Origin of the sequence: Williamsia muralis, from assembly GCF_002735905.1 — a bacterium.
GTDB lineage: Bacteria > Actinomycetota > Actinomycetes > Mycobacteriales > Mycobacteriaceae > Williamsia > Williamsia muralis_A.
In genome coordinates, this window is sequence record NZ_PEBD01000021.1 from 1 (window position 1) to 823 (window position 823).

General features: G+C 63.1%; 1 pseudogene. It reads left to right on the forward strand.

Features of this window, described 5'->3' with window-relative positions:
* Positions 1-44: 44 nt before the first annotated feature.
* Positions 45-823, forward strand: a pseudogene (locus tag CSW57_RS24150) (AMP-binding protein); the annotation flags it as partial.

Sequence of the window (823 nt, forward strand, 5' to 3'; positions counted from 1 at the left end):
GGTGAAGATCATCATGAAGGTGTCGGTGACCTGCGCCTCGTGACGCGGGACCCCTTGTCCCGCACCACGAGGCGCAGGTCACCGACACCTTCATGATGATCTTCACCTCGGGAACCAGCGGCGATCCGAAAGCGGTTCAGGTGGCTCACATGATGGTGCTGTTCGCCGGTCAGATGCTCGCGGAGAAGTACGAACTGGGTCCGGCCGACACGTGTTACCTCTCCATGCCGCTGTTCCATTCCAACGCGGTGCTCGCCGGCTGGAGTGTGGCCGTCAACGCCGGGGCCGCCATGGCTCCGGCCACGTTCTCGGCGTCGCGGTTCGTCGACGACATCCGGCGGTACGGCGCCACGTACATGAATTACGTCGGCAAGCCGCTGGCGTACGTGCTGGCCACCGAAGAGCGGCCCGACGATGCAGACAATCAACTCCGGGTGGCCTTTGGCAACGAGGCCACCGACCGCGACATCATCGAGTTCGGCCGGCGTTTCGGCTGCACCGTCTGGGACGGTTTCGGCTCCACCGAGAGTGCTGTCATCATCACCCGCGAAGAGGGCACACCCCTGGGGTCGATCGGGAAGGGTTTCCCGGGAGTCGCGATCTACAACTCCACCACCATCGAAGAATGTGCTGTGGCGCAATTCGACGAATCGGGTGCGCTGGCCAATGCCGATGAAGCCGTCGGTGAGATCGTCAATCTCGAAGGGGCAGGGTTCTTCTCGGGCTACTACAACGACCCCGGCGCCACAGAGGACCGGATGCGTCACGGGATGTTCTGGTCCGGAGACCTGGCCTACCGCGATGCCGATGGATGGATTTACCT